Origin of the sequence: Sphingobacterium cavernae (assembly GCF_008520265.1) — a bacterium.
In the GTDB taxonomy this organism is placed as follows: domain Bacteria; phylum Bacteroidota; class Bacteroidia; order Sphingobacteriales; family Sphingobacteriaceae; genus Sphingobacterium; species Sphingobacterium cavernae.
Map to the genome: position 1 here is coordinate 1 of NZ_VIQM01000043.1, position 20,960 is coordinate 20,960.

The 20,960-nt window shown below is 36.3% G+C and carries 23 protein-coding genes; 3 read left to right on the forward strand and 20 right to left on the reverse strand.

Going from position 1 to position 20,960, the window contains the following annotated elements; all coding sequences use genetic code 11:
• A partial coding sequence (locus FLS47_RS08955; protein ID WP_188347396.1) for a transposase occupies nucleotides 1-131 on the forward strand: 131 nt, incomplete at its 5' end.
• Nucleotides 132-200: 69 nt separating this feature from the next.
• On the opposite strand, the gene FLS47_RS08960 is transcribed toward FLS47_RS08955, so the two are convergent.
• The 17 genes from FLS47_RS08960 to gyrB all read right to left on the reverse strand — a co-directional run bounded on the left by FLS47_RS08960 (nucleotide 201) and on the right by gyrB (nucleotide 17,821).
• Nucleotides 201-989 carry a GLPGLI family protein gene (locus FLS47_RS08960; RefSeq protein WP_149914039.1) on the reverse strand — a complete coding sequence of 263 codons (789 nt, stop codon included), beginning with the start codon at nucleotides 987-989 and terminating at the stop codon, nucleotides 201-203.
• A gap of 1 nt (nucleotide 990) precedes the next feature.
• Nucleotides 991-3,780 carry a TonB-dependent receptor gene (locus FLS47_RS08965; protein ID WP_149914040.1) on the reverse strand — a complete coding sequence of 930 codons (2,790 nt, stop codon included), beginning with the start codon at nucleotides 3,778-3,780 and terminating at the stop codon, nucleotides 991-993.
• Nucleotides 3,781-3,965: 185 nt separating this feature from the next.
• Entirely contained in the window at nucleotides 3,966-4,835 is an 870-nt protein-coding gene (locus tag FLS47_RS08970; protein WP_149914041.1) for a pirin family protein, read from the reverse strand.
• 661 nt (nucleotides 4,836-5,496) lie between these two features.
• On the reverse strand, nucleotides 5,497-7,725 hold the full coding sequence (locus tag FLS47_RS08975) for a sodium-translocating pyrophosphatase (protein WP_149914042.1): 2,229 nt from the start codon (nucleotides 7,723-7,725) through the stop codon (nucleotides 5,497-5,499).
• Nucleotides 7,726-7,842: 117 nt separating this feature from the next.
• Nucleotides 7,843-8,193 carry a hypothetical protein gene (locus tag FLS47_RS18510; RefSeq protein ID WP_223225198.1) on the reverse strand — a complete coding sequence of 117 codons (351 nt, stop codon included), beginning with the start codon at nucleotides 8,191-8,193 and terminating at the stop codon, nucleotides 7,843-7,845.
• Between the two features lie 5 nt (nucleotides 8,194-8,198).
• Nucleotides 8,199-8,519, reverse strand: a complete 321-nt coding sequence (locus tag FLS47_RS18515; RefSeq protein ID WP_262713865.1) for a Gfo/Idh/MocA family oxidoreductase — start codon at nucleotides 8,517-8,519, stop codon at nucleotides 8,199-8,201.
• Between the two features lie 55 nt (nucleotides 8,520-8,574).
• Nucleotides 8,575-8,838 (reverse strand): hypothetical protein, encoded by a 264-nt coding sequence (locus tag FLS47_RS18520; protein ID WP_223225199.1) that lies wholly within the window; start codon nucleotides 8,836-8,838, stop codon nucleotides 8,575-8,577.
• 72 nt (nucleotides 8,839-8,910) lie between these two features.
• Nucleotides 8,911-10,809, reverse strand: coding sequence for a RecQ family ATP-dependent DNA helicase (locus tag FLS47_RS08985; RefSeq protein WP_149914043.1), 1,899 nt, complete (start codon nucleotides 10,807-10,809; stop codon nucleotides 8,911-8,913).
• Nucleotides 10,810-11,060: 251 nt separating this feature from the next.
• The gene (locus FLS47_RS08990; protein WP_149914044.1) at nucleotides 11,061-12,902 is read right to left on the reverse strand and encodes a ComEC/Rec2 family competence protein; all 1,842 of its coding nucleotides are present in this window, start codon (nucleotides 12,900-12,902) and stop codon (nucleotides 11,061-11,063) included.
• A complete protein-coding gene (locus FLS47_RS08995; protein ID WP_188347397.1) occupies nucleotides 12,890-13,513 on the reverse strand; it encodes a hypothetical protein in 624 nt (207 codons plus the stop codon). The genes FLS47_RS08990 and FLS47_RS08995 overlap by 13 nt, the downstream gene beginning before the upstream one ends.
• A gap of 209 nt (nucleotides 13,514-13,722) precedes the next feature.
• Nucleotides 13,723-14,046, reverse strand: a complete 324-nt coding sequence (locus FLS47_RS09000; protein ID WP_149914046.1) for a hypothetical protein — start codon at nucleotides 14,044-14,046, stop codon at nucleotides 13,723-13,725.
• A gap of 21 nt (nucleotides 14,047-14,067) precedes the next feature.
• Nucleotides 14,068-14,280 carry a hypothetical protein gene (locus FLS47_RS09005; RefSeq protein ID WP_149914047.1) on the reverse strand — a complete coding sequence of 71 codons (213 nt, stop codon included), beginning with the start codon at nucleotides 14,278-14,280 and terminating at the stop codon, nucleotides 14,068-14,070.
• Nucleotides 14,277-14,615: a hypothetical protein gene (locus tag FLS47_RS09010; protein ID WP_149914048.1), complete on the reverse strand. Its 339-nt coding sequence runs from the start codon at nucleotides 14,613-14,615 to the stop codon at nucleotides 14,277-14,279. Before FLS47_RS09010 ends, FLS47_RS09005 begins: the two co-directional genes overlap by 4 nt.
• Entirely contained in the window at nucleotides 14,582-14,938 is a 357-nt protein-coding gene (locus FLS47_RS09015; protein WP_149914049.1) for a helix-hairpin-helix domain-containing protein, read from the reverse strand. The genes FLS47_RS09010 and FLS47_RS09015 overlap by 34 nt, the downstream gene beginning before the upstream one ends.
• Nucleotides 14,928-15,287: a PorV/PorQ family protein gene (locus FLS47_RS09020; protein WP_149914050.1), complete on the reverse strand. Its 360-nt coding sequence runs from the start codon at nucleotides 15,285-15,287 to the stop codon at nucleotides 14,928-14,930. The genes FLS47_RS09015 and FLS47_RS09020 overlap by 11 nt, the downstream gene beginning before the upstream one ends.
• A gap of 117 nt (nucleotides 15,288-15,404) precedes the next feature.
• A complete protein-coding gene (locus FLS47_RS09025) occupies nucleotides 15,405-15,692 on the reverse strand; it encodes a hypothetical protein (protein ID WP_149914051.1) in 288 nt (95 codons plus the stop codon).
• Nucleotides 15,693-15,862: 170 nt separating this feature from the next.
• Nucleotides 15,863-17,821 (reverse strand): DNA topoisomerase (ATP-hydrolyzing) subunit B, encoded by a 1,959-nt coding sequence (gene gyrB, locus FLS47_RS09030; RefSeq protein ID WP_149914052.1) that lies wholly within the window; start codon nucleotides 17,819-17,821, stop codon nucleotides 15,863-15,865.
• A gap of 180 nt (nucleotides 17,822-18,001) precedes the next feature.
• On the opposite strand from gyrB, the gene FLS47_RS09035 reads away from it, so the two are divergent.
• The gene (locus FLS47_RS09035; RefSeq protein ID WP_149914053.1) at nucleotides 18,002-18,625 is read left to right on the forward strand and encodes an OmpH family outer membrane protein; all 624 of its coding nucleotides are present in this window, start codon (nucleotides 18,002-18,004) and stop codon (nucleotides 18,623-18,625) included.
• A 91-nt stretch (nucleotides 18,626-18,716) separates the two neighbouring features.
• Nucleotides 18,717-19,622 carry a magnesium transporter CorA family protein gene (locus tag FLS47_RS09040; RefSeq protein WP_149914054.1) on the forward strand — a complete coding sequence of 302 codons (906 nt, stop codon included), beginning with the start codon at nucleotides 18,717-18,719 and terminating at the stop codon, nucleotides 19,620-19,622.
• On the opposite strand, the gene tsaB is transcribed toward FLS47_RS09040, so the two are convergent.
• Genes tsaB through rnpA form a run of 3 tightly spaced genes read right to left on the reverse strand, consistent with a single transcriptional unit; the run spans nucleotide 19,617 to nucleotide 20,949 of the window.
• A complete protein-coding gene (gene tsaB / locus FLS47_RS09045; RefSeq protein WP_149914055.1) occupies nucleotides 19,617-20,309 on the reverse strand; it encodes a tRNA (adenosine(37)-N6)-threonylcarbamoyltransferase complex dimerization subunit type 1 TsaB in 693 nt (230 codons plus the stop codon). The two genes, FLS47_RS09040 and tsaB, sit on opposite strands and share 6 nt — an antisense overlap.
• A 15-nt stretch (nucleotides 20,310-20,324) precedes the next feature.
• Nucleotides 20,325-20,576, reverse strand: a complete 252-nt coding sequence (yidD, locus tag FLS47_RS09050; protein WP_149914056.1) for a membrane protein insertion efficiency factor YidD — start codon at nucleotides 20,574-20,576, stop codon at nucleotides 20,325-20,327.
• Nucleotides 20,560-20,949 carry a ribonuclease P protein component gene (gene rnpA / locus FLS47_RS09055; protein ID WP_223225200.1) on the reverse strand — a complete coding sequence of 130 codons (390 nt, stop codon included), beginning with the start codon at nucleotides 20,947-20,949 and terminating at the stop codon, nucleotides 20,560-20,562. The genes yidD and rnpA overlap by 17 nt, the downstream gene beginning before the upstream one ends.
• Nucleotides 20,950-20,960 lie beyond the last annotated feature (11 nt).

Sequence of the window (20,960 nt, forward strand, 5' to 3'; positions counted from 1 at the left end):
CACCACACAGGTCATTCTTATTTAAACATTTTTGGAAAGAATATACTTTCTGGTCTGATGGTTATTTTGTTTGTTCAATAGGTGAAGCATCTCCTGATACTATTCGTGAGTATATTCTCAATCAGGGGTAGTCGCTTACATCCCACAGCCTAAAGACCTGTGGGTTTTACGCTCCGTTTTATAAAAGTTAAGTAAAGTCTTTAGAAAAAGACTTTACTTAATTCTTTTTGAAGGCGTTTATCGTCCATGTAATCATATACCGAAGTTTTCAATTTTTTAACAACAGCATCTTTGGATTCTGGCACTACTTTTTTCTTCTTAGTCAAAGTAGATGATATTACATCATTATTCAGCTCCACTTTCGTCGCGAACATATTGATATTCAATAAAGGAATGGAGACACCAAGAATTGTACCTGGCAAACCTTGTATAAGCTCTGGCCCTCCTGGAACCTCCAATTGATTGGTAAAAAATGCAACGACATATATCGAGTCCTGAATTAATCCATTGGCTCGGCGGCAGTCATAACCCGCCACGTTTCGGTACTCGTCTGTATATTTCCATTTTACAGTTGGGATAGTATCGGTCATAATCAATTCTTCGTCACCAAATGCCAACAATTTATTGAAAGTACCTTTTTTATAATCCACATAAGTCTTTGAATCTCTCATTAATGGGATATACCACATCGCACTTCTATAATTACTAGGATACTCCTCATTTACAGTTTCAAATAAGGTTTCCATTCCATTAAATTTTAATGTGTGGTGGGTAATCAATTCTGTAGGCCCACTCTTTTGCAAGAATTCCAATGAACTTTTGTCCCAAATATCAAGATCTACTTTCCCTCCCATAGTTCGTTTTAGAAAATTCTGCAAATGAAACTTCCGTTCATAGGTGATAGTACCACTATTAGGAAAATAGGTGTACTGTGCAAAACTCATATTACTAGAACAAACAAATATTAATATATAAAATAACTGCTTCATCTTAATTGTCTCCTCTCATAGTGGTGAAATTGTAAATCAACTTAAACATGCCATATCTTCTTAAGACATCGTTGGTAGATTGTGAGAACGTATACCCAGATTGATATCTTCTCACCCCTGTATTTTTATTGAATAGATCATTCACAAAAAATTGTGCTTCTAATGACTTATCCTTTAAGAACTTTTTAGACACGTATCCTGAGACATTGACCACATTGAATTCTGGTAAAGTTTTAGTAGCAGCTTCGTGCGATTGCTGCATATTCATTACTATCTTGTAATCTTTAGGGAAAGTATAACTTAAATCTACGTAAGAATTAAGTATGAAGTTGTTCGTATTTAAATCTGGCTGTAATGTTGACTTATTAATTCTATATCCTGGATTCATATTTAGATGAAAAGACCATTTATTAGCTTTATAAGAGCTAAATCCCAAAGATGGCGAAAGGGAATAGTTTTCATTATTATTTAATTGAGACTCTCTATTTGCCAAAGAAAGATAATTGTAACTATTGTTATAGCTGACGTTACCTCCAATATTCATACTTAAAGCGATTTTCTTCCACAATGGTCTTCTATATCCACCGTACGCACTTGCTGAAATATTTGATTCATCAATATTAACAAATTGAATATCTCGACGTCCACTTTCTGGATCAAATGTAACAGTGCTTCCTACTGGATTCAGATATTGACTTACATTTGCACCGAAATAAACGCTCACGTCTTTGAGTTGCTTATAGGAATTAAAATACAAATACATATTATTTGTAAAACCAGATTCCAAATCTTTGTTATCCATGTAATTAATTAATGGATTGTCATTCTGTTTAAGTGGCTCTAGCTGATTCAAGTCAGGCTGTGTAGTACGCCCAGAATAACTGAGATACATACTTTTACTTTTTGTAATTTGATAATTAACTGATAAAGATGGTGCTACAGACACTTGATCTCTTGTAAGCTTCTGATTAAGATTATTGTATTTTCGTTCTAAAGATTCAAAAGAAAATGAATTACTTAAATTAACAGTAATCGTATTCTTCTTATAATTAAGACCTGTATTCACTGAATTTCTTAATGTAATATTATCAAAGTCATTTAATAAACCTTGATCCAGTTGATCATAATTACCTGTGATTTCATTTTTATTGAAAGACTGATTTAACGTATACGAAGAAACCGAACCTAATGTGTAACCTGCAGTTGCAGTCAAGTATTTTGTAAGGGGCTCAGTATAATTTAATGTACTGTTGAAATTGGTATTTTCCCAGACATTGTTCTTAAACTGATCGATTAATAAAGAATCATTGAGCTGACGAAAGTTGGTATTCGAAAAATAATTGGAAGTTCCGTCCGTTGTGTTATTGGTGACAGAAGTATTCAATGTTAGTGATCTTCTTAGCTTTTTGAATCTTTTGGTAAGCATTATACTTGCATTTAAAGATTCATTTAGACTATTTCCAGAATTACTTGTTCTTGTATCGTTTAATAATTCTTCATTCAAACTTCTTTCTGTAGATGTACTAAAACCCGAATTATCTCTATTGGTTGTATTATATCCTAAGCGCACTGTCATATCAGAAGTTGAGTCGATTTTCAAATCATAACGCATATTTGCATTATGAGATTTATTCTCATTTGCACTAAAACCTTTAGATTGCTGAATACTCGCTAGTTCCGGCAAATTGTTTTGTATAAAGTTTGTACTATTATTCTCCACCTCCATCTGCCCGCGTCTATAATTCACATTTAGCTTATGCTTATCCCCTTTGAATTTGTCCGAAAAACTCGCACCCATATTCAAGGCATTAGGCACTCCATTGCCTCGGTAGTTTCCACTCCAAGAATCCATACCATCTCCAGAACCAGAAGACATGATATAAATGCCCCCATCATCTGAGATAGACATATTAGAGCTGTTCCCTCCATATTTCTCCCCATCCTCAAAACCCAGACTCACCATTCCATCATTAGCGGAAATCCCGTAAGCTGCAATTTTTTGTGCCCCCTTAAATCTATTGACCATACCTTTTAAGCCAAAATAGTTTTCTGATCCATATCCACTTTGTGCTTGACCAAAGGCACCTTTCTTTTTGTCTTCCTTGAGTGTGATATTCACCGTTTGCGTTCGTTCACCATCATCCACCCCTGTCCTATCATTCAAATCTGATTTTTTCTCGTAAACCTGCACTTTATCTACCATATCGGCACGGATATTTTTAGTTATCAAGGTTGGATCACTGCCAAAAAACTCCTCCCCATCCAACAAAACTTTTTTCACTTCCTTACCTTGGGCAGTGATTTTTCCATCTGCGTCAACTGTAATACCCGGAAGAACCTTGAGTAAATCATCTACTTTCGCGTCTTTATCCACCTTAAAACTGCCTGCATTATATTCAATTGTATCTCCCTTGATGACCACCGGAATTTTTCCTGTCACAGCCACTTCATCCAACAAAAGAAAAGCTTTAGATAATTTTACTGTGCCAATATTGTGATCTTCCAAAACCTTCAAATCTTGCACATAATCCGCGTATTGCGGATAGGATACTATCACTTTGTAAGATCCCGTATCCAATTTAGGAATCAGAAAATTTCCATTTTCACCACTTCTAGCGAAATTTACGAGGATTGAATCTTTAGGGTTTAATAAGGCTATTGTTGCTTTATGCAATTTAACGTCATCCGTTCCATCGGAAATCGTACCCGAAAGTTTGACTTGCGAAAATGAATACGTCACATTAAAAAACATAATAAATGTCAATAACACATAAAATAGATTAGACTTCATTCAAATTGGTTATTAAGTTTTCAATATAAAACTAAAAATTTAGTTGTAAATTTTTATTAAAAAACAGTTAAATTTTTATATTTAACTTCTTTTAACATAAGCTAATAACTCATATGATGACTAACCTATAAATTTTCCATAAAAAAAGTGTTGTATAACTACAACACTTATCTTATTTCAAATCCTTACCCAGGCAACGGTAAATAACCATCATCTCCCGGCACTTTTGGGAATTCATGTTTTCGCCAGCGTTCCTTCGCTTCTTCAATTATTTGCTTATCTGTTGCTACAAAATTCCAATAGATAAATCGTTCCTCAGGGAAAGGTTCTCCCCCAAAAATATAAACTGTGGTATTGGCTTTTATTGTGAACGAACAAAGATGTGCATCCTTAGTAATTAAGATTTGCTTTGCACCATAATCGTAGCCATTGCTCTCGATTTCACCCTCCAAAATATACAATCCACTCTCACCATACAATTCACCTCGAATATCAATCACCGCATCTTCCGAACTTTTGATTTCAATCATATACAATTTGCTATACACTGGAACAGGTGATTTTTTACCAAAAGCTTCGCCAGCAATTAATTTATAGTGTACATCATTCTCTACCCATGCCGGAATATCTTTGGCCTCGGTATGGTAAAATTCAGGATCCATAAATTCCAATTCCTTTGGTAATGCTACCCATATTTGCAATCCATGTAAAAATTTATCACGCTGACGCAAATGTTCTGGAGTACGTTCAGAATGCGTTACACCTTTTCCTCCTGTCATCCAATTTACAGCACCTGGAGTGATTTCCATCGCTGTCCCCAAACTATCGCGGTGGAAAATAGAACCCTCGAATAGATATGTCAGCGTCGAAAGCCCAATATGTGGATGCGGTCCAACATCTAAATTTTCATGATCTGCCAAACAGGCTGGCCCCATATGGTCAATAAAAACAAATGGACCGATTGAACGCTTTTGACGAAAAGGCAATAATCGCCCTACCAAAAAATTCCCAATATTTGCAGCAGTTTCTTCTCTTATGAAATCAATGTTTGACATAGTAAATCAATTTTAATCTAAAAATAGCTAAAATTTATGAAGGTTTAGAATGATTAAATTTACCGCTAACCGAGCAGTAAGTTCGGTCCAAATCAAAACGTGATTTAGCTAAAAAATATATTCAGAATTATTTTAACACGCTAAAAAACATTAAAAATAATTTTTACTTAGCACAGGAAACACTTCCAACAAAATCAAATACCGAATTAAAAAAGAGCAATTTCTGGAATTTAAAGAATATGTTTTATCCTATTGAATTACATGATATCCACAATGGTTGTTTTACATCAAACCATTCAACTATAGGCAAACTACATGGATGACAATAGATTCAATTTATTCATTGCTATTAAATTACAATCCTAAAAATCTTTCTGTAATTGAAACGATGTTCAGACATATTAGTTTCATTCAGCGCTATTAAACGCCTTATGTCGAGAATAGAAAAAATATAAACTTATGAGATTTCTCTCTCCACTACGTTTCGTTCGAAATGACACCGTCTTAATATCTTTCTGTGCTTTTAGTTCGTCATATCGACCGCAGAGAGATCTCTAAAAGGTAATCGGGAGTTTTAGCTAGACTTGCCCGGCAGAGGGGTGATTAAAGAAGCTTTACACAAAAAAGTCCTTTTGAATTAACAAAGGGACTTTTCATCTTCTTATCTTTCCTGATCTACCAGAACTATCTTTTCTTTCGAATTTTCTATTTTATCCTTTTTAGCATTGCTAAGTGTATGATCGCCTAATATTGGTGCAATTACCAATCCTACAAGACAGGTTAATTTTATCAAAATATTCATTGAAGGACCTGAAGTGTCTTTGAAAGGATCTCCTACTGTATCACCTGTTACGGCAGCTTTGTGTGCATCCGAACCTTTGAACGTCATTTCGCCATTAATTTCTACTCCAGCTTCAAAAGATTTTTTCGCATTATCCCAAGAACCTCCTGCATTATTTTGGAAGATGGCCCACATCACACCAGATACCGCAACACCTGCCATATACGCGCCCAGTGCTTCTGCACCCATCACAAATCCTACAATAATAGGCGTGATAATCGTCATCGCTCCGGGCAACATCATTTCGCGCAAAGCCGCCTTAGTAGAAATATCTACACACTTGCCATATTCGGGCTGTCCCGTTCCTTCCATAATCCCTGGAATCTCGCGAAATTGACGTCTTACTTCATTAACCATATCCATCGCTGCTTTACCCACAGATTGCATCGCTAATGCTGAAAACACAACAGGAATCATTCCACCAATAAACAAAGCAGCCAATACATTTGCCTTAAAAATGTTAATACCATCGATGCCGGTGAAAGTCACATAAGCTGCGAATAACGCCAAAGCTGTCAATGCCGCGGAGGCTATTGCAAAACCTTTTCCTACAGCAGCAGTGGTATTTCCTACCGAATCCAATACATCTGTACGTTGACGCACCTCTTTTGGTAATTCACTCATCTCTGCAATACCACCAGCGTTATCCGCAATAGGTCCAAAAGCGTCAATTGCTAACTGCATCGCAGTAGTTGCCATCATCGCAGAAGCTGCAATCGCAACTCCGTAAAAACCAGCCAACGCGTATGAACCCCAAATTGCGGTAGCAAACAACAATACCGAAGAAAAAGTTGAAATCATACCATTTGCCAAACCTGCTATAATATTTGTACCTGCACCTGTTGATGAATTGCGGACAATGTCCAAAACAGGCTTCTTTCCTAACCCTGTATAGTATTCTGTAAATGCCGAAATCAAGCCGCCCACAGCCAATCCCACAATCGTAGAATAAAACACATTCATACGTGGAATATCTTTATACCCTTCTCCGAAAAATTTCATTTGAATAACTTCAGGAAGCATATATCTTATCAAAAAGAAACAAGCAATTACTGTAAGAATAATAGAAATCCAGTTACCTAAATTCAACGCACCCTGAACTTCATTTTCTTTAGCATCATTATTTGATACTTTCACAAAGAAGGTACCGATTATTGAGGCTAATATTCCGACACCTGCAATTACGATGGGTAAAAGTATCGGTCCCATACCATTGAATGCATCCGTAAAAACACCTCCGTTGGCTTCTGCCATATCTTTGATAATATAATTTCCCAATACCATGGAGGCCAATACAGTTGCTACATAAGAACCGAATAAATCCGCCCCCATACCAGCCACATCACCAACATTATCACCAACATTATCTGCAATTGTTGCTGGATTACGCGGATCATCTTCTGGAATTCCAGCTTCGACTTTTCCAACCAAATCCGCACCTACATCTGCAGCTTTGGTATAAATACCTCCACCAACACGGGCAAATAAGGCAATGGATTCTGCACCCAAAGAGAAACCAGCTAAAGCTTCTAAAGCGATAGTCATTTCAACATAAAAGTTCCCTCCATCAGTGACAAACATCTTAAGGAAAAGCATAAAGAATATACTTAATCCCAATACTGCTAAACCTGCAACACCTAAGCCCATCACCGTCCCACCAGAAAAAGAAACTTTCAAAGCTTGAGGAAGGCTAGTACGTGCCGCTTGTGTGGTACGGACATTCGCACTTGTCGCGATACGCATCCCAATGTTTCCTGCCAATGCAGAAAAAAATGCGCCAAACACAAAGGCAACAACAATAATCCAATGTGTCGTCTCAACTAACGTTGAAACAAAAAATAATGCAATAGCTGCAATAACTACGAAAATAAATAGAATACGGTATTCGGCTTTCAAAAACGCCATTGCCCCCTCTTTAATGCTTTTGGAAATAAATTGCATTTTACTTTCTCCTGAGTCTTGTTTATTGACCCAATTCGCTTTTGAAACCATGAATAGTAAACCCAAAACAGCGAGCGCTGCTGGTAAGTAAATCATTAAGTTTTCCATAAAAAAAGTTTATTTTGGTTATATTAAAGCTATCACTTTTTTTGCAATAACCCTATACAAACAACACATTTTCTTTTATGAATCAATATGTTACAGTAGAAACATAATAAGGACAAATTATTTTTGAGTTACTTTGCTCAGTTCCACCTTAGCCCCATCTAGGTCTTTACTTATATCCGCAGCTTCAATAAATGCACAAATTTCCAGCGTTTCAGCACTATCAAAAGGTATTTTGTTCGTGTCGAAAAATTTGATAATCTCATCGAGTAAAGCATTATAACCTTCAAATTTCCCTAAAGTAACATTCGCCGATTCACAATATATTGTACCACCAAACTCAGGTTGTCCAGATCGTGTTCCGCGAACTGTCCCCACACGTCCATCATCCCATATACCGACCAAAATATCTGTATCTGCGGTGTGTGTACGGGATATGGATTTACAACCGACACCCATCGCCGCAAACAAAATCTCTACCCCATGGATTCCATACCAAAAGAAGTCAGGATGACTCGAGTCTGTTTCGGCTGGGAGAATACGTCAGTGCCCAATACTTTCTCGTATTTACCCGCAATCACGTCTTGTAAACCTGAAATGTAGCGCAAGGATGAAGACGAAAAAAATGGAACTTTATGTTGAGCAGATAATGCAAATATTTGTGCTGCATCTTGATATGATGCCGCTAAAGGTTTGTCTATAAAAAGAGGCTTTTTGGCTTTGAAAACTTCTCGCGCCTGTTCCAAATGCAAACGACCATCATTCGTTTCTAATAAAATATAATCTACTTTCTTCAATAAAGCTTTAATAGAACCAACAACTTCTACCCCTAATGTTTTGATCTATTGGATGTTACTGAGGAATGCGTGATGTCGCAGAAGGAATAGTTTTTGTACCATAAGGATAAGCCGCCACAACCTTATAACCTTTGAATCTATCTGAATCCTGCAATAATGATCTCGCAAACGCGATAGAATGTGAAGTGTCTGAGCCTATAACACCTATACGCTTGTTTTTTAGGTTAGTCAAGGGGTTAGCATATGTGTTATTAATTAGCAGCCCACCAAGCGCTAAAGTACCCATACCGATAAAGTCTCGTCGCGTAAAGTTATTCATAAATTAGATTTATACTGACGAATATAATGAATTGTTAACGTAACCGTAACAGCCCTTAAAATTAAAGATTAATTAATTAGCGTTCCAATAATAAAGCATCTCTTTTAGCTGTATTTTAGCATCATCCACTAATTCGCGTAATATGGATAGCTTTTTTTCATCATCGGTAACAGAGATAGCATCCATCAAATCATGTAAATTCATTGGCTTTTCAAGCAAGAGTACCCGAATTTCTTGTTTTATCTTCTCTTCTATACCTTCTGTATGTTTTCTTTTAAGACACAAATCACATTCCCCACATGGTTCACCATTTAACTCACCGAAATATTCTAATATTGCATTACTCCGACATCCTGTGGTATCCAAAAAGTGATAAATTGCTTTGATTTGTTCTTCCTTTACATCTTTACGTTCGCGGATGAATTCCGAATCGATAAAAAGATTTTTGTAATCAACGCGTGATTGCAAAAAAGTCAATTGCGGTTTATCCGTACTTTTCAGGTAAGAGCCCACTTGTTGTTTTTCCAAACCTTCGAGCATTTGAACGATAGTTTCATAAGGAACACTTAATTTTTTCGCAAATTCAAATTCATTGATCGGTACATAAAAATCAAAAACACCACCATAAGTTCGTAAAATCGCCTTGATCAACGGATCATATTTTGCAGCTTGCACCTGAAATTTATATAAATCTTGAAAGTCTATTTCAAATTTAAATCGCGAAGGAATAAAAACGGCTTCGGATAAACTTAACCAGCCATCACGTTCCAAAAATTTCAATGCACTCATCGTCGGAAGAACATCTAGCTTGTATTTTTTAGCGAATTCAGCTAGATCAAAATCAACGGTAATATTTTTCCCCGCACCATATGCAATTTGATAATGATTGGCCAAATGATGGTAAGCCTGCTGGATAAATTGAACCGAAGGAAAACTATCTTGAAAATTCTTCCACAGCTTATCTCTGTCTTCTTGTTGATACAACAAAACTGGAAAAGCTTTTTTTCCATCCCGACCTGCTCGACCTGCTTCTTGATAATATGCCTCTAGCGAATCTGGAATATCAATGTGAATCACAAAACGCACATCCGGCTTATCAATCCCCATTCCGAACGCGTTCGTTGCCACAATAACACGTGTTTTGTTAGTAGTCCACGCATTCTGTTTGGATTCTCGTTCTTTCATGGTCAATCCAGCATGATAAAAATCAGAAGGAACACCATGATTTAGGAGAAAACGAGCAACTTCTTGTGTTTCTCTCCTATTTCGAACATATACAACACCCGAACCACCAATTTTCTTCACAATACGTAGCATACGATTCATTTTGTTTTCCTCATGCAATGCCATATAGCTAAGATTTGGACGGGCAAAACTTTTAGAAAACACATTTTTTGTACGAAATGCCAAACGCTCTTGAATGTCTTCGACAACACGCAATGTAGCGCTGGCGGTCAATGCCAAAATGGGGACTTTTGGATGTGCTTCTCGCAAATCTGCCAACTGCAAATAAGAAGGACGAAAATCGTAACCCCATTGCGAGATACAGTGCGCCTCATCAATAGCAAACAAATTGACTTTCATGTACTTTATACGCTCACGTACTATATCCGAATAAAAGCGCTCAGGAGCAATGTAGAGGAATTTTATCTTTCCAAATACGCAATTGTCCAAAGCAATATCCACTTCACGGTAATTCATACCCGAATAAATGGCAATAGCTTCAATACCTTTGCTGCGCAAATTCTCAATTTGATCCTTCATCAAAGCAATCAAAGGTGAGATAACAATACAAATTCCTTCTTGTACCATGGCTGGTACTTGAAAACAAATGGATTTACCACCACCCGTCGGCATCAATGCCAATGTATCTTTACCTTGCAACACAGATTGAATAATATCCTCTTGCAAGGGTCTGAACGCGTCATAACCCCAATACTGTTTTAATATAAAATGAATCGAATTGCTCATGCTTAATCCTCTTCCCAAACATAAGCAAAATTATTTTTTAGAATATAAAGTCTATCTGAATTACTTGAAAACGCATTTTTCAAAGGCTCAAGCGTCTTGTCACCATTGCTTCCATCTGCGATGAAAGTGGCTTTAGGATAAAGAGATAACAAACTATCCGAATCGGAATAGTTATTTTTACGCCAAAGTACAAAATCAACCTCCACTGGAAAATCATCAATTTTCTTTTCTAAAATTAGAATCTTATGCTTTCAAATCTCAATCAGTCGATTATGTCTTTCCGTGTCTGGTAAACTCTTAAATTCAATATCACTTTCAATCATATACTGTCGCAAATCTGGAAGTACACTGTATTGTAAAGTTGGGTGATTTACGGAATCCAATGTAGAATATAACACAACTTGATTTTCATGTATTAACGCAACTCCAATTTCCGAACGAACACTATAAAATTTTAAAGCCTTATACGAAGATTTCTGAAAGTATTGAAAGCTATTGAACACAGACAGGAGAAATATCGAACTAAAAACTACCAGAAATGATTTCGAAGATTTGGAATTTAAGGCAATAATTAGCGAAGCAATTCCAATTCCTAATAATAAAACTTGGCTCCAATGCCAATCCACACCGTGTACAACGGCAAAAGGTAAATGTTCCATCCACTTTAATCCATTCATCATGAGGTTCAGCAGCCATTCGATAGCTACTCCAAAAAGTGAGATTGTCCATTCAAATGGTAATATCGCTAACCCCATGCCTACATACATAATTAAAGTACTCGGAATTGCTATAAAAAGATTAGCCATCAAAAAGTAATTTGGGAATTGTCCAAAATAATATAAGGTAAGTGGCAAAGTAAATAACTGCGCTGCAGTGGAAACATAAGTGTATTCCAATACGTAATTGCACCATTTATTGGGTGTGAGGTAATAGTTTTTCAAAATGGGATATAGTAATATGATACCTAAAATCGCCATATCAGACAATTGAAATTCCACATCAAATAAATAATTGGGCGAAAATAAGAGAATAAATAAAGCAGAAGCGGCAAGTGTATTCAAAGGAATTTGTTTTCGATTGATAACTTTTGAAAACACGAAGAATGAAATCATGGTTCCTGCTCTCAAAATCGGTGGACTCATTCCGGTCAGAATTACATAAGACCAAATAAAAAGTAAAATCAAAATGGATTTGATAAATTTTCCATAACGAAATCTATCCATCCAAAACAGCAGCAAATTCAACAATACAAAAACCAAACTCACGTGTAACCCAGAAATACTCAAAACATGTATAGTTCCAGTATTGGTGAATGCCGAAATCGTGTTTTGATCTATCTGTGAGCGGTAACCAAAAATCAACGCTACAGCCACGTTAAATGCTTCATCGTCTTGGATGTACATTCGAAATTTTGCGATTAAATTTGTACGCAGTTCCAACGAATATGCAATCAAGTTATTACCCTTTCTTCTATTCAGAACTTTGAGTTCGGTTCCTGTGAGTAAACTTTGTTGCTTGATACCCTTGTTTGACAAATAAGATTTATAATCGAATTCTTTTGGGTTGTAAGGAGGATTGACATCCGCTAGTTTATTTACAAAAACTATTTGATCGCCATACGCATACTTTTCTTCTCTCAAAGAATCCCGAAGGATAGTTAACCTCACTTTGCCTTCAGCTTTTGAAATCTTGGAAGAATCAATCGCTTGTTGTATTCGTACTGGAAAACGAATTGTTTTTACTTTTACAATGGATTCGTCATCGATAATTCCTATATATTGAATAGCCTTATAATTAGAATAATACGAGGCAATATATGCAGATTGATTAGTTGCGTATTGAAAATACCCAAAACAAATAACAACTACACTAAAGCAAATGTTAAATAAGTTTCGTCTATTATACTTGGTTAAATAATACCCTAAAAAATAAGCTCCAATCGCTAGTGCAATAACGATTAGACACACAAAAGGAGAAATAAAAGATTTACTGGCTACAGCCATAACAACACCTAACACGTAAAGAAATAATGCTTTGAGCATGGGTACTTTGCCCATCGACAAATCCAAGATATCATCCTTTACCATTGCCATCTTACTTGTAATCTTATGTCCGAACGTTTGTTTCCTTCAATCAAATCCAAGCCCGAACCAATATTTTCTCTATTTAAATTGTTGGTCAATGCACAACGCAACCAAACATCGTTAGATCTAAAAAGTCTGTACCGCACATTGAGGTATGTTCGAATTCCTTGATCAAAATACATTGGAAAACTCGACACATAAAGGACATCACTTTCGTAAGAATAGATGCGTGAGTCATAATCCTTTGTGTTGAAATAAGAAACCCGCGCATTCAGATTCAATTTATCCCGAAAGCCTTTCCAATACACATCCTGAAAAACCATGTATCCTTCAGATCGATTCTCCATTTTCTTCTCAAACAGTGACAATTCAGCACGGGTTTTAATGTTCCACGTATCACTAAGTATATATTGATATTCCAATCGAAATTGATTGCGTAGCACATCTGCCATAATATGTTCATTCGCTTTTGGCAAAGCCAAATTTTCCTGCTTTATCCGATAGCGATAACGCAACAAAAACTTACCACGTTTGTAACAAGAATAAGTGGCTTGCGATAAAAAATCAATTCCTTGACTTGGACTATCAACACGAAAACGCAACCACGGAAAGTTAAACATATCCACATAATTCACCCACTCAAATTTCCGCGTAACCTGATATACAAGATCAGTATACAAGCCTTTTTCGTTTGCGACATTAGAACTTTCCGAAAGTGTCTGTGCAAAAAAGCTGTGGTAATTACGTCGAAAATTACGGTAATTAACAAACGCTGAAACCTTAGGATGAAGACTTGCGATAAGTCCATTTATAGTGGCAAAGCCAGAACCTAAATATGTGCTGTTTCACCAAAAAAATAGACATTTCGGAAATTATACTTGTAGTGAACACCAACTTGAATCAAATCTTTACCTTCAAAATCGAATTGATTTCTGACAGCGTTAGCTTGCAGTATCTCTCCATTGAAATTCGTATAGACTCCAGTTATACCCACTTTTAGCCGCTTATATTGATATGAGAAATCCGATCCTATAACCAATTGACCAATAGCATCTCGATAGGATTGTTCGGTAGGTGTACGATGTAATCCTGAGCTGTTGATGGTATGTATATAAGAAGCCGTGTCTGATTCTTCTACATTCCCACTCAGCATATTATATGCTACAAATGGAGTTCATTCCATATTGTTAAACTTTAGCTTTGCAGCAATGCCACGTTGAAAATTGTTTTCATTCATCGAAGAATACGAGCGTAATCCTATCCCTTGCTTGGCTACAGCTCCAATCCAAGCCCCTTTACCAAAACTTAATCCATTCCACAGCAGCAATCCTTGTCCAAATTGTAAAGCATAATCTCCAACCACCACTTTCTTCACCGTTTTACTCACATGATTGATTTCGATATATCCGTAATAAAAATCAAATCCCCTCTTCTGCTTAAAGCAAAGAACGGTTCACCAGCATATTTTTCCGCGTTGATTCCAATTTTCAATTTTTGCTGATAATTCCAGCGATAGCGTAAGGAATATGCATTGGGGTCGTCCAAATACCGCGAACGCGTAGCGTCTTCAATGTGATAACCTTGCTGACTTTCTAATGTCCGACCGTAACGTAACATAATCATGTGTTCATCCTCCTTCCGAACTTCTTTCCATGACAAATCTTTTAGAGACGACTTTTGATCTACTTTTACAAATTGTCGGAGCCACTGAATCGTCTGCATATCAAGTCCAACAACACCTTGTAGTTCAAGGATGCTGATAAATCACCTTTTTGTTCACGATGTGCAATGATTTTGGCAACTTGTTGTGGAGAAAGAAAAATCAAATTGGTTAATTCGGATTCTGTGACCTCGTTCAAATCCAAAGGATGCCGCAATAAATGGTGTAACCGCTCAGAGACTTCACTGATATCCACATTTTCACCCACCTCTTCAGAAATTTGTTCTAATAGAAGTTCCTCTAACTCACCTTCATTTTCTTGCGCAAAGCAGTGATGCAATGGCAACAAAAAAAACAAAAGACCTATAGAGATTTTAAAAAGCATAGGCTAAAGCAAATTGTGGTGATGTACCCAACCTTATGTGAAACGAGGATGAAACATCAAACTGAAATTTATTCCATCGCAATCCAATTCCACCAAAATATTGCATAGGATTTGATGCCACGCCAGCTCGAAGTCTTACCACATTTGCAATGGAATATTCCAAACCCGCGCGAATATTAAAACCATCTGCAAATTCATAGTAGGTATCCCCAGCTACAGAAATTTCTCTTGAAATTTTATACAAGAAACCTGCTGCAATTTCAGTAGGAAGATATTGTTCTGTATCGTCTTTAAGTTTTGAAAATGTGGTATTTCTAAACAAAAAGCCAATATTGACCTGTTCACTCATCCTAATTAGTGCGCCAAGATCCAAAGAAAATGAATTGTCATTAATGTAATTTTCAACATAATAACGATGGTAGTTTGCAGTAACTTAAGTTGAAAATATTCCTCCAAAACTTCGCGCTTACGAAACATTAGCGGTTAAAAATGAAGATACACTCTGAATACCATAATTGCGCATACTAAGCCCCAAAGCACCTACATTCTTAATTGGTAATCCTAAGTACACAGCTTGAGTCCGTAATTCCTTAGTCATGAAATGAGGTTGATAAGCTATAGCAAGATACACGTCAGTTAAACTCCCAATTCCTGCTGGATAATTCGTAAGGCTATAAATCGATTCTGAAGCAATTCCCGTATTTCCCATTCCGTGAAAAGGTGTAGCATCAAATGTTTGAGCATTTAATTTCATGCAAAAAAGCAAGAAAAATAGTATTCGTGTGATCATACCGAGGAAATTGGCTGCCTAAATTTAACAAACAAAACCTTAAATAGGAAAAATAATTAACACAAAAGAAAGTTTATTAAAATAAAAAAGACCGATAAGTTATTATCGGTCTCTTAATATTATCTTATTAATGCTTAGACGTCAATCTTCGCATATTTTGCATTTTTCTCAATAAACTCACGACGTGGAGCGACCTCATCGCCCATCAACATCGAAAATACGCGGTCACATTCCGCTGCATTTTCTATAGTTACTTGTCTTAAAGTGCGGTGCTCTGGATTCATTGTCGTATCCCACAATTGATCTGCATTCATCTCACCAAGACCCTTGTAACGTTGTACGTTCACAGAATCTTCTTTACCAGCACCTTTCAAACGTTGAATTGCTGCTAAACGCTGATCTTCAGTCCATGCATATTCGAAATCCTTACCTTTTTTCACTAAGTAAAGAGGAGGAGTTGCAATATAGATATATCCTCTTTCGATTAATTCACGCATGTAACGGAAGTAGAATGTCAATATTAATGTAGCAATGTGACTACCATCGACATCAGCATCCGTCATGATTATAATTTTATGGTAACGAAGTTTAGCCGTATTCAACGCTTTAGGATCTTCTTCTGTACCTACAGAAACACCCAAAGCGGTAAACATATTTTTGATCTCTTCGTTCTCATAGATTTTATGCTCCATCGCTTTCTCTACGTTCAAGATCTTACCACGCAACGGCATAATCGCTTGATAATTACGATCACGTCCTTGCTTCGCAGTACCACCCGCTGAATCTCCCTCGACAAAGAATATTTCACATAAAGCAGGATCGTTGCTCGCACAGTCAGCCAATTTACCAGGCAATCCCGAACCGCTCATCACTGTTTTACGCTGTACAAGCTCACGCGCTTTACGCGCTGCTGCTCTCGCTTGCGCTGCAATGATTACTTTTTGTACGATGGCTTTAGCTTCTCTTGGATTTTCTTCTAGATATTGACCTAGAATCTCACCCACAGCAACATCTACCGCACCCGAAACCTCTGTATTACCTAACTTAGTTTTTGTCTGCCCCTCAAATTGAGGTTCCGCTACTTTAACCGAAATAACAGCAGTTAATCCCTCACGGAAATCATCACCCGTAACATCTACCTTAGAATTTTTCAATAGCCCAGACTCATCGGCGTATTTTTTCAAAATACGAGTCAATCCTCTACGGAAACCTGCTACGTGTGTACCTCCTTCAATGGTATTGATATTATTCACATAAGAATGCACATTCTCTGAATACGTATCATTGTATTGAAAAGACAATTCTACAGGAATACCTTGTTTGATACCTTCCAAATAAATTGGATTTGGAATCAAAGCCGAACGTGTACCATCTAAGAATTTTACAAACTCTTGAAGTCCACCTTCTGACAAGAAAACATCCTTTTTATCTGTACCATCTTCATTTTGCTCACGCTTGTCAATCAATGTAAGCGTAATTCCCTTATTTAAGAAAGACAATTCACGAAGACGATTCGCTAATGTATCGTAATTGTATGTTGTAGTCTGTGTAAAAATTTCTGGATCTGGCTTGAACGTAACGATAGTTCCATTTTTATCTGAAACACCTACTTCCTTCACCTCGTACATCGGTTTACCACGTTCGTATTCTTGATTGAATATTTTGCCTTCGCGGTGTACTTCAGCTTTCAAATGTGTAGATAAAGCATTCACACAAGATACACCTACACCGTGCAAACCGCCAGAAACCTTATATGTATCTTTGTCAAACTTACCACCTGCGTGAAGAATCGTCATAACCAACTCCAAAGCTGATTTATTTTCCTTTTTGTTGATTCCTGTCGGGATACCACGACCATTATCAGCTACGGAAATAGAATTATCCTCATGTATAGTAACAAGTATATCATCACAATATCCAGCAACAGCCTCGTCAATAGAGTTGTCCACTACCTCGTACACCAAATGATGTAGACCTTTAGGTCCTGTATCACCGATATACATTGAAGGGCGCTTACGTACCGCTTCTAAACCCTCTAAAACCTGAATATTATCCGCTGAATACGCTGTAGGATTGTTTTTTTCTTCGCTCATGAATTAAAAAAAATCTGATTAAATTAACATTCAAAGTTAATAAAAATTAAGGACTTAAACAACAGATTCACGAGGTAAAAACCATAGAAAATCACGATAATAATTCGAAAAAAATAACAAAAAATGGAATTTTAATTTTTTTATAGTAGGTTTGTTCTTTAAACTGAAAATAGACAACAAATGAATAAATTTTTATCAAACTTATCTAAAGTTACTTTGGGAATCGCAATCGTAGCAAGTGCTGCTTCTTGTGGTCAAAACACATCAAATACATCTTCTGCAAAAAATGATAGTACATCATCAAAAACTGGTGAAACAAAAGTAGCTGATAAAATAGTTTATGTAAATGCAGATACTTTATCTGCTCAATACGAATACTTCAAAGAAGCGAAAGCGAAACTAGAAGGTAAAGCTAAAAAAGCACAAGAAAACTTACAATCTAAAGGTCAAGCTTTCCAAAGAGAATTGGCTGAAGCAGAGCAAAAAGCGGCTACAATGAGTGCTTCTGAGCGTCAAGCAACCGAAGAGAGATTAGCGCGTAAACAACAAGAATTAGCACAATTGAACCAAAATGCATCCTCATCATTGGCTCAAGACGAGCAATCTGAAATGACTGCTGTTTACAATTCTATCACGGAGTACTTAACAAAGCATGCAAAAGAAAACGGTTACCAATACGTTTTGACGTATTCTAAAACTAATCCTGCTGTAATCTATGCAGATGAAAAATTAGACATTACGAAAGAAGTCGTTGCAGCTTTGAACAAAGAATATACAAGCAAAAAAGGCGCTGAGAAGAAATAGTCTTTCTCTACAGCATATAAAAAACAAAAAGGGATTTAATCTTGCAGATTAAATCCCTTTTTGTTTTAAATTTAAAGTATAAACGACGCTTATGATTGTTCATATTCTAACACCAGAGAATCATCCCTTTGAATGGATTGACATCACCAACCCTACATTGGAAGATTTCAAAGAATTGAAAGAAAAATTCAACCTTCGAGACGAGTCCATAAGAGATTGTCTTGAAGTAGGGCACTTACCCAAAATTGAAGAATTTGACAATTACCACTTTTTAATTATTCGTTCTACACGTTCGAAACTCGAAGAAGATTCAGATTCATTGACAGAAATAACCGATAGAATTTCGATATTTTATGGGAACAATTTTGTCATTACTACGCATCGTAATAACATCACATTTCTTGAAAACATCAAAAGACTTGACCCAAAAAGTCGCGTACTTGCTTCCAGTAAATCTTTGGTCAATACTTTACTTTCAGAAGCCTTAAAATCATTTGAAACATTGGTATTAGGTGATATGTCGACTAAATTAGATGAATACGAAGAGATCGTTTTCCTGCATCAAAAACGCAAGCCATTCTTAAAGAAATTATATTATATCAAACGCCAAATTGATGTAATCCGGTCAATTTTAGTGTTATATAAAGATATTGTGGATTATTTTCACTTGCCAGAATATAAAAACGTATATACACAAGATTTGAGGGATTTGTTTTCTAGAACCAGCACCTTATATCGTAATACTTCAGAGAATACAGCACAGCTCCTCTCTATTTATTTCAATATTGAATCCAATCATACCAACGAAATTATGCGAATTTTAACTATAATCTCCGTATTTTTCATGCCCTTAACGTTTATAGTTGGAGTTTACGGTATGAACTTCGATATTATGCCTGAGCTACATTGGAAATATGGCTATCCCATTGTACTTGGGGCAATGTTGGTATTGAGTCTTATTATTTACCTCTGGTTCAAAAGAAAGAAATGGTTATAATTTAATTGCTTTCGGTGTCGTAGCGATAAATTCTTTCAAATAATAAGGCTCGAAATAGATAAGATCTTCAAAATCTTGTTTGTTGAATTTCTCGAAAGCTGATTTCGCTAAATATGCAGAAGAATGTTTGTAACTACTATCAATGGTAATATTAGATGATTCCTCAAAAGTAGCTTTTAATTTTTCTGCGCCTGAACCAAATAAACAAATTTGCTTATCTGCGTAAGCTGAAAATGTTTCCGAATCAATAATCACAGCTTCGGTTTCTTTCAGCAGATTTCCTTGTGCATCCAGAGTCATCATGTACACTTCCATACGACGAGCATCCAACATCGGGATATATAGGTCAAACTTATCTTGCGGAAGTGAAGTATAACTCATATACATGCTTTCTAAAGTATTCACTGCTAACAATGGAATATCCAATGCATAACACAGTCCCTTGGCTGTAGAAACTCCAATACGCAGACCTGTGTAAGAACCAGGACCTTTACTCACCGCTATTGCGGAAAGATCTTGGTAAGACAGATTTGTGTTTTGCAACAATTGGTCAATAAAAATAGTTAATTTTGAAGCATGCAAATTTGGTTCCGCTGCATCAAACTTATCTATAATCTGACCATTAAGACTGAGCGAAACAGAACAAACTTCAGTCGCCGTATCAATTTGCAAAATATATGTACTCATCTTCAACCAATAATATTAAGGAATAGGATCGTGTCCATGACCGCCCCAAGGATTGCATCTTGCGATACGTTTTATTGTTAGCCAACCACCTTTAAAAGGACCGTACTTCAATATCGCTTCCTTGCCGTATTGTGAGCAAGTAGGTGTATACCTACAATTGGCGCCCAGCAAAGGCGAAATGAAAAGCTGATATATTTTTATGAGAAATAAAAATAGGTACTTTAAACACCATAATATCAAATTCCAAATGTTAAGCAGAAATTGCATCGACCAACTGTTTAAGTGTTTTGTTCATCTTTGTAAACAACAACTCAAAACCCAACTCTTCCTTGCCCACATATTGAATTGCCATATCCAAATTTAACGAGAGTTTATTTACTTCTTCGTACAACAACTCATTTTTTTGCAAACGATATACTTCGCGTATTAATCGCTTAATACGATTGCGGTCATGTGCATGCTTAAATCTACGTTTCGAAACAGATAAAATTACCTGAACAGGATATAGGTTCTCTTGAGCTGGACTAACTAAATAAACAACTCGAAAGGGGTAAACAACAAAAGAAGAACCCCTATGAAAAAGAGAATCAATTTTTCTCTTACTACACAGTCGTTCTTCTTTGGTAAATGTTTTTCTCATCAGATGACTAG